The organism is Mesorhizobium sp. M7A.F.Ca.AU.002.02.1.1, from assembly GCF_003998535.1.
GTDB classification, from domain to species: Bacteria; Pseudomonadota; Alphaproteobacteria; order Rhizobiales; family Rhizobiaceae; genus Mesorhizobium; species Mesorhizobium ciceri.
In genome coordinates, this window is the sequence record NZ_RZPB01000430.1 from 1 (window position 1) to 5,395 (window position 5,395).

6 protein-coding genes and 1 pseudogene are annotated in these 5,395 nt (G+C 62.5%); 4 read left to right on the plus strand and 3 right to left on the minus strand.

Translation table 11 applies throughout. The annotated features are described in order from the left end of the window. Positions 1–417: coproporphyrinogen III oxidase (locus tag EN879_RS23190; protein WP_127274265.1), on the minus strand; the 417-nt coding region annotated here is incomplete at its 3' end. Positions 418–531: 114 nt separating this feature from the next. Between EN879_RS23190 and EN879_RS23195 the strand changes: the two genes are divergently transcribed. After that, the gene (locus tag EN879_RS23195) at positions 532–789 is read left to right on the plus strand and encodes a hypothetical protein (protein ID WP_013529975.1); all 258 of its coding nucleotides are present in this window, start codon (positions 532–534) and stop codon (positions 787–789) included. A gap of 103 nt (positions 790–892) precedes the next feature. Here the strand turns inward: EN879_RS23195 and soxR are convergent, their stop codons facing one another. Next, positions 893–1,366 (minus strand): redox-sensitive transcriptional activator SoxR, encoded by a 474-nt coding sequence (soxR, locus tag EN879_RS23200; RefSeq protein WP_063168847.1) that lies wholly within the window; start codon positions 1,364–1,366, stop codon positions 893–895. 132 nt (positions 1,367–1,498) lie between these two features. Then, entirely contained in the window at positions 1,499–1,957 is a 459-nt protein-coding gene (locus tag EN879_RS23205; protein ID WP_063168846.1) for a tRNA (cytidine(34)-2'-O)-methyltransferase, read from the minus strand. 443 nt (positions 1,958–2,400) lie between these two features. Between EN879_RS23205 and EN879_RS23210 the strand changes: the two genes are divergently transcribed. From EN879_RS23210 to EN879_RS23220, 3 genes and pseudogenes are all read left to right on the plus strand, one after another. Then, complete coding sequence (locus EN879_RS23210; RefSeq protein ID WP_082826695.1) at positions 2,401–2,796, plus strand: hypothetical protein; 396 nt, start codon at positions 2,401–2,403, stop codon at positions 2,794–2,796. Between the two features lie 29 nt (positions 2,797–2,825). Further along, entirely contained in the window at positions 2,826–4,703 is a 1,878-nt protein-coding gene (locus EN879_RS23215; protein ID WP_063168844.1) for an ABC transporter ATP-binding protein, read from the plus strand. Between the two features lie 10 nt (positions 4,704–4,713). Continuing rightward, a pseudogene (locus EN879_RS23220) lies at positions 4,714–5,395 on the plus strand (ABC transporter ATP-binding protein); the annotation flags it as partial.

Consider the following 5,395-nt stretch of genomic DNA (forward strand, 5'->3'; position numbering starts at 1 on the left):
TGTGACCACCATGCGCGTGTTCATGTGCACGGCCGGAACGTTGGGATTCCATGGGTGCGCGATCAGCGAAATGCCGGATGCCCAGAAGCGCGGGTCTTCCTCGGCACCGGGCATCTGCTTCCTGAATTCGGGTGAGAACTCGCCATGGACGGTCGATGTGTGGACGCCGACCTTTTCGAAGACGCGACCGTGCATCATCGACATGGTGCCGCCGCCGCCGCGCCCCTCGTCACGTTCCCATGGCGTCTTTTCGAAGCGGCCGGGCGACCACGAGGCCAGCGGCCCGCCAAGATCCTGCTCGATCTGCTCGAAGGTGGCGCAGATGCGTTCGCGCAGCGCCTCGAACCAGAGGCGCGCCTTCATCTTCTTCTGTTCGATGTCGGCGGGCAGGCCCGCCGGTATTTCTGGTCGTTCCAAATGCCGTCTCCGGTTGGGGCGGCGAGTCCCACAAATGACTCGTCTTTTGCCGGCGCGATCCCTAATCTCTTAGGGGACAGGGTCAAGTGTCATTACGGTGCAAGGAGTTGTTTCGTGCGCACCCCGGCAAGACCGCCGCTGGATGGCCTAAAGAAAAGGCTCGACCAAAGCCGTGCCGAGCGCGTGCGTATGCCGCGCGACGGTTTCCTGCGCGAGACCTTCGTGCTGCCACGCTCCGATGCCCGGCTCAAGGCCAAGGAATGGTTCGAGCGCTTTCCCAAGCAGGCCTACTGGACCGAGATCGAAAGCTGGTTCGAGCGGCCGGGCGACCTGATCGAGTTCACCATCAGGCGGTTGCCTGCGGCCGACTAGGATTTCGTCGCCCCGTTTACGGGGAGAGGGTGCCGGCAGGCAGGTTGAGGAGCGGCACGAACCTCTCAATGCTGGCGCCGCCCCTCATCTGCCTTCACTGCGTTCAGGCACCTTCTCCCCGTGAACGGGGAGAAGGAAGAGCGACCAGCCTCCTTGCCCCCGTTCCCTCGCGTGCCAGCCGGTCACCCTTGTTGCGCAGCGGGCATTTGTCGATCGACATGCAGCCGCAGCCGATGCAGTCGGTCAGCCCTTCGCGCAGTTTCTTCAACTGGGCGATCTTGTGATCGAGCCCGTCGCGCCAGGCGGTCGACAAAAGGTTCCAGTCGTCGCGCGTCGGCGTGCGGCTTTCGGGCAGTGATTCAAGTGCGGCACCGATTTCGGCCAGCGAGATGCCGACCTCCTGTGCGACCTTGATGATCGCCACGCGCCGCAGCACGTCGCGGCCGTAGCGGCGCTGGTTGCCCGACGTGCGGTGGCTGCGGATCAAGCCGCGGGCCTCGTAGAAATGCAGCGCCGACACCGCCACCCCGCTGCGCATGGCCACCTGGCCAACCGTTAATTCCGTTACAGGCGCCATGTCTGATTTTCCGTCCCGATTTTTCTGCTTGACCTCAAGTTAAGTTGAGCTTGTAGCGAAGAAACCCTGGATGTGCAAACGAAGGAGAAGGCGATGTGCGCCTGGGTCGAGATGTCGGGAGACGGAGTGCCGTTATCCGAGTTGCCGGATGGCTTCGCCCACCACCATGGCGACGGAGAGCGCCACGTTGATGCTGCGCGCCGTACCCTGCATGGGGATGGTCAGGCGCGCATTCGCCGCCTGATGGACAGGATCCGGCACGCCTGCGGATTCGCGGCCGAACAGGAGGACGTCACCGTCCGCGAAGCTGAAGCTGGTGTAGGCCGTCGTGGCTTTGGTCGACAGCAGCACCAGCCGGTGCGAACCAGCCTTGCGCCATTCCTCGAAGGCGTGCCAGTCGACATGCCGGGTCAGGGCAGCCATTTCGAGGTAGTCCATGCCGGCTCGCTTGAGCGACTTGTCGGAGAGCGGAAATCCGGCCGGTTCGATGATGTCGACGCCAAGTCCGAGGCACGCGGCGAAGCGCAGGATTGTTCCGGTGTTGCCGGCAATGTCAGGCTGGTAGAGCGCGATGCGGAGACGACGGTTCATTTCCGCGTCCTTCTAATAAGTGGCGGATCGGCCACAGCGGCTTGGCGGTTTTGGAAATTGCTGGACCTGCGGGTGGCCATTTTCTGCGAAGTCGGGTATACAACCAGCATTGTCAACCCGAACCGATGGAGGGGTAATTCATGATGACCATGCACATCCAGCGCCCCTCTCGTGGGCTTACCTGCCTGCCGGCGGTTTCGGTACGACGATTCTCCTGACTCTCTAAGACTTGATCGCACCGATTCCCGCCGAAACGATTTTTCGGCTTCCGAAGGAATCCTGCGATGTTTTTCAAAAAGTCAAAAGGGCTGAACGCCCCAACTGAAGCTGTCCGGACCGACACTCGTCATGTCCGGACCGATGCAATGCGTGTCTCCGGGCGAATGCCGGCGGACGATATTGCTTCGCCTTTTTATCTCGATTTTCACACGGAGGACGGACCGATGTTCGATCCCTACAGAATACCGGGCTCGAGGAGCCTGCATATCCACCGACTGCCGACCTGGGCGCTGCTGATCGGCGACACCTATTCGTCGGCGGTTCACGCCGAGGTTCGCCGCCGGCCGCATCGCGGCATGCTGCCGGATGTCGATTTTTCGCGCGCGGTTCCCGATCCCGGGCGGCCGTCGCTGGTGCGCCGGATCATCCGGCTGATCCGGCCTGGCCCGAAAAACCGGGCTGGCGGCACCGTGTCGTCAGGATCGTCTGGCGCAGCTGTCGGCGAAAAGCCCGCGAGCCCCTATATTGCGCGAAGCATTGCCGACGGTCCGGGTGATTCCGGACCGTCGGCACTCGACGCCATGGGTTCCGGGGACTTCGTACGCTCACGTGCCGCGTAAGCGGCAAACACATTTCACAGGCATGACCTATGTTGTTGTTTAGCTGGTTTGAAAAAAGGCTCGATCCGTTCCCCGCGGCGGAACCGGTCGAGCCGCCCAAGACGCTGGTTGCCTTCTGCGTGCATTATACGCGCGGCGCCTGGCCCTATATCCTTTTCGACGCAGTGCTGGTGACGGCCATCGCGATCGCGGAAGTGTGGATGTTCGGCTTCCTCGGCCGCATCGTCGACTGGCTGTCGGGGCAGAATCGCGAAACCTTCCTGCAGACGGAAGCCTGGAAGCTTGCCGGCATGGCCTTCATCGTGCTGTTCGCACTGCCGGGCACCGTATGGCTGCATTCGCTCCTCAACCAGCAAACGCTGATGGGCAACTATCCCATGCGCATCCGCTGGCAGGTGCACCGCTATCTGCTCAAGCAGTCGATGAGTTTCTACCAGGACGAGTTCGCCGGCCGCATCGCGACCAAGCTGATGCAGACGGCTCTCGCCGTGCGCGAATGCGTCATCAAGGTGATCGACGTCCTGAATTACGTTATCGTCTACTTCCTCGGCATGCTGCTCATCGTCGGCTCGGCCGACTGGCGGCTGGCCGCGCCGCTCGGCGTCTGGCTGGTCGGCTATATCCTTTTGCTGCGGTTTTTCATTCCCCGGCTGGGCAAGGTCGGCGAGGAACAGGCCAATGCGCGCTCGATCATGACGGGCCGGGTCGTCGACAGCTACTCAAACATCCAGACGGTCAAGCTGTTCAGCCATGCACGCCGCGAAGCGTCATTCGCCAAAGACGGTATGTCCGGCTTTCTCGAAACGGTCTACCGGTCGATGCGCCTGGTGACAGTGCTTTTCGGCTCGCTCTACATACTGAACGCGCTGCTCTTGTTCTCGGTGACCGCGATGGCGCTGTGGCTGTGGCTGGGGCAAGCAGTGACGATCGGCGCGGTCGCCGTGGTCATCGGCCTTGTGCTCAGGTTGTGGGGCATGTCGCAATGGATCATGTGGGAAATGTCGGGCCTGTTCGAGAACATCGGCACGGTGCAGGACGGTATCGCCTCGATCTCGCTGCCGCGCCTTGTCGAGGACCGGCCGGACGCGAAGGAGATCAGCGTTTCCAGGGGTGAGATCCGCTTCGAGGACATTCGCTTCCACTACGGCAAGCAGAAGGGTGTGATCGAGGGCCTGTCGCTGGCGGTGAAGCCGGGCGAGAAGGTCGGCATCGTCGGCCGTTCCGGCGCCGGCAAGTCCACGCTGGTCAACCTGTTGCTGCGCTTCTACGACCTCGAAGCCGGGCAGATATTGGTCGATGGCCAGGAAATCGCCGCTGTGAAGCAGGATTCGCTTCGTGCGCAGATCGGCATGGTCACGCAGGACACCTCGCTGCTGCATCGTTCGGTGCGCGAGAACATCCTTTATGGCCGGCCCGATGCAACCGACGAGATGCTTGTCGAGGCGGCGCGGCGCGCCGAGGCGCTGGACTTCATATCGGGGCTTTCGGATGCCAGCGGCCGCAAGGGCTTCGACGCCTATGTCGGTGACCGCGGCGTCAAATTGTCCGGTGGCCAGCGGCAACGCGTCGCCATTGCTCGCGTTATGTTGAAGGACGCACCTATACTTATCCTTGACGAAGCGACCTCGGCGCTTGATTCCGAAGCCGAGGCGGCGATCCAGGAGAATCTCTACAAGCTCATGCAAGGCAAGACCGTCATCGCCATCGCGCACCGGCTGTCGACCATCGCGGCGATGGACAGGCTGGTGGTGATGGACAAGGGCCGTGTCATCGAGGAAGGTTCGCACGAAGAACTCGTCGCCAAGGGCGGGCTCTACGCGCAGCTCTGGCAGCGCCAGTCGGGCGGGTTCCTGCTTGAGGACGGTCCCGCCAACGACGCACTTGCAAAGAGGCAAGCCGCAGAATGATGGCCGCCGCATGATGACAGCCGTCTATCGCTGGTTCGAGAACTGGGTCTATCCGTTCAGGGAGCCGGCGAATCTTCGGCCACCGATCAGTGTCGGCGGCTTTCTCTGGCACTATGTCGGCCAGGCGAAGTTCGCCTTCTTCGCCATGCTGGTCATCGGCGGCATCGCGCCGCTGGTCGAGGCCGGCCTGTTCTACTTCGTCGGGCGGCTGGTCGATATTCTCGACCAGCTTCCCGCCGAGCGCAGCTGGCACGCACTGTGGGCCGCCGCCGGCCCTGAACTGGTTTTCATGGCCGTGGTGGTGCTGGTCATCCGCACCGTCGTCGTCGGCCTGTCGGCGCTGGTCGACGAACAGACGATCACGCCGGGCTTCTACAATCTGGTGCGCTGGCAGGCGCACCGGCATGTCTCGCGCCAGTCCTACGCCTTTTTCCAGAACGATTTCGCCGGCCGCATCGCGACGAAGGTCTGGCAGGCGGGCCAGGCGACCGGCGACTTGATGGAAAGCTTCATCGAGGTCGTCTGGTTTATGATCGTCTACACGGTGACGACGCTGGCGCTGGTCGCAGGCCTCGATCTCAGGCTGGCGGTTCTGGTGGTGATCTGGATTTCCGCCTTCGGCTGGCTGGCCAAGCTCTATTTGCCGGCAATCCGCAAGCATGCCGAGGAAACAGCCGAGGCCGGCTCGATGA

Coding starts and splice junctions, on each gene's coding strand:
- EN879_RS23205 (WP_063168846.1), bottom strand. CDS start 1,957: ATGAACCGTCGTCTCCGCATCGCGCTCTACCAGCCTGACATTGCCGGC.
- EN879_RS23210 (WP_082826695.1), top strand. CDS start 2,401: ATGTTCGATCCCTACAGAATACCGGGCTCGAGGAGCCTGCATATCCAC.
- soxR (WP_063168847.1), bottom strand. CDS start 1,366: ATGGCGCCTGTAACGGAATTAACGGTTGGCCAGGTGGCCATGCGCAGC.
- EN879_RS23215 (WP_063168844.1), top strand. CDS start 2,826: ATGTTGTTGTTTAGCTGGTTTGAAAAAAGGCTCGATCCGTTCCCCGCG.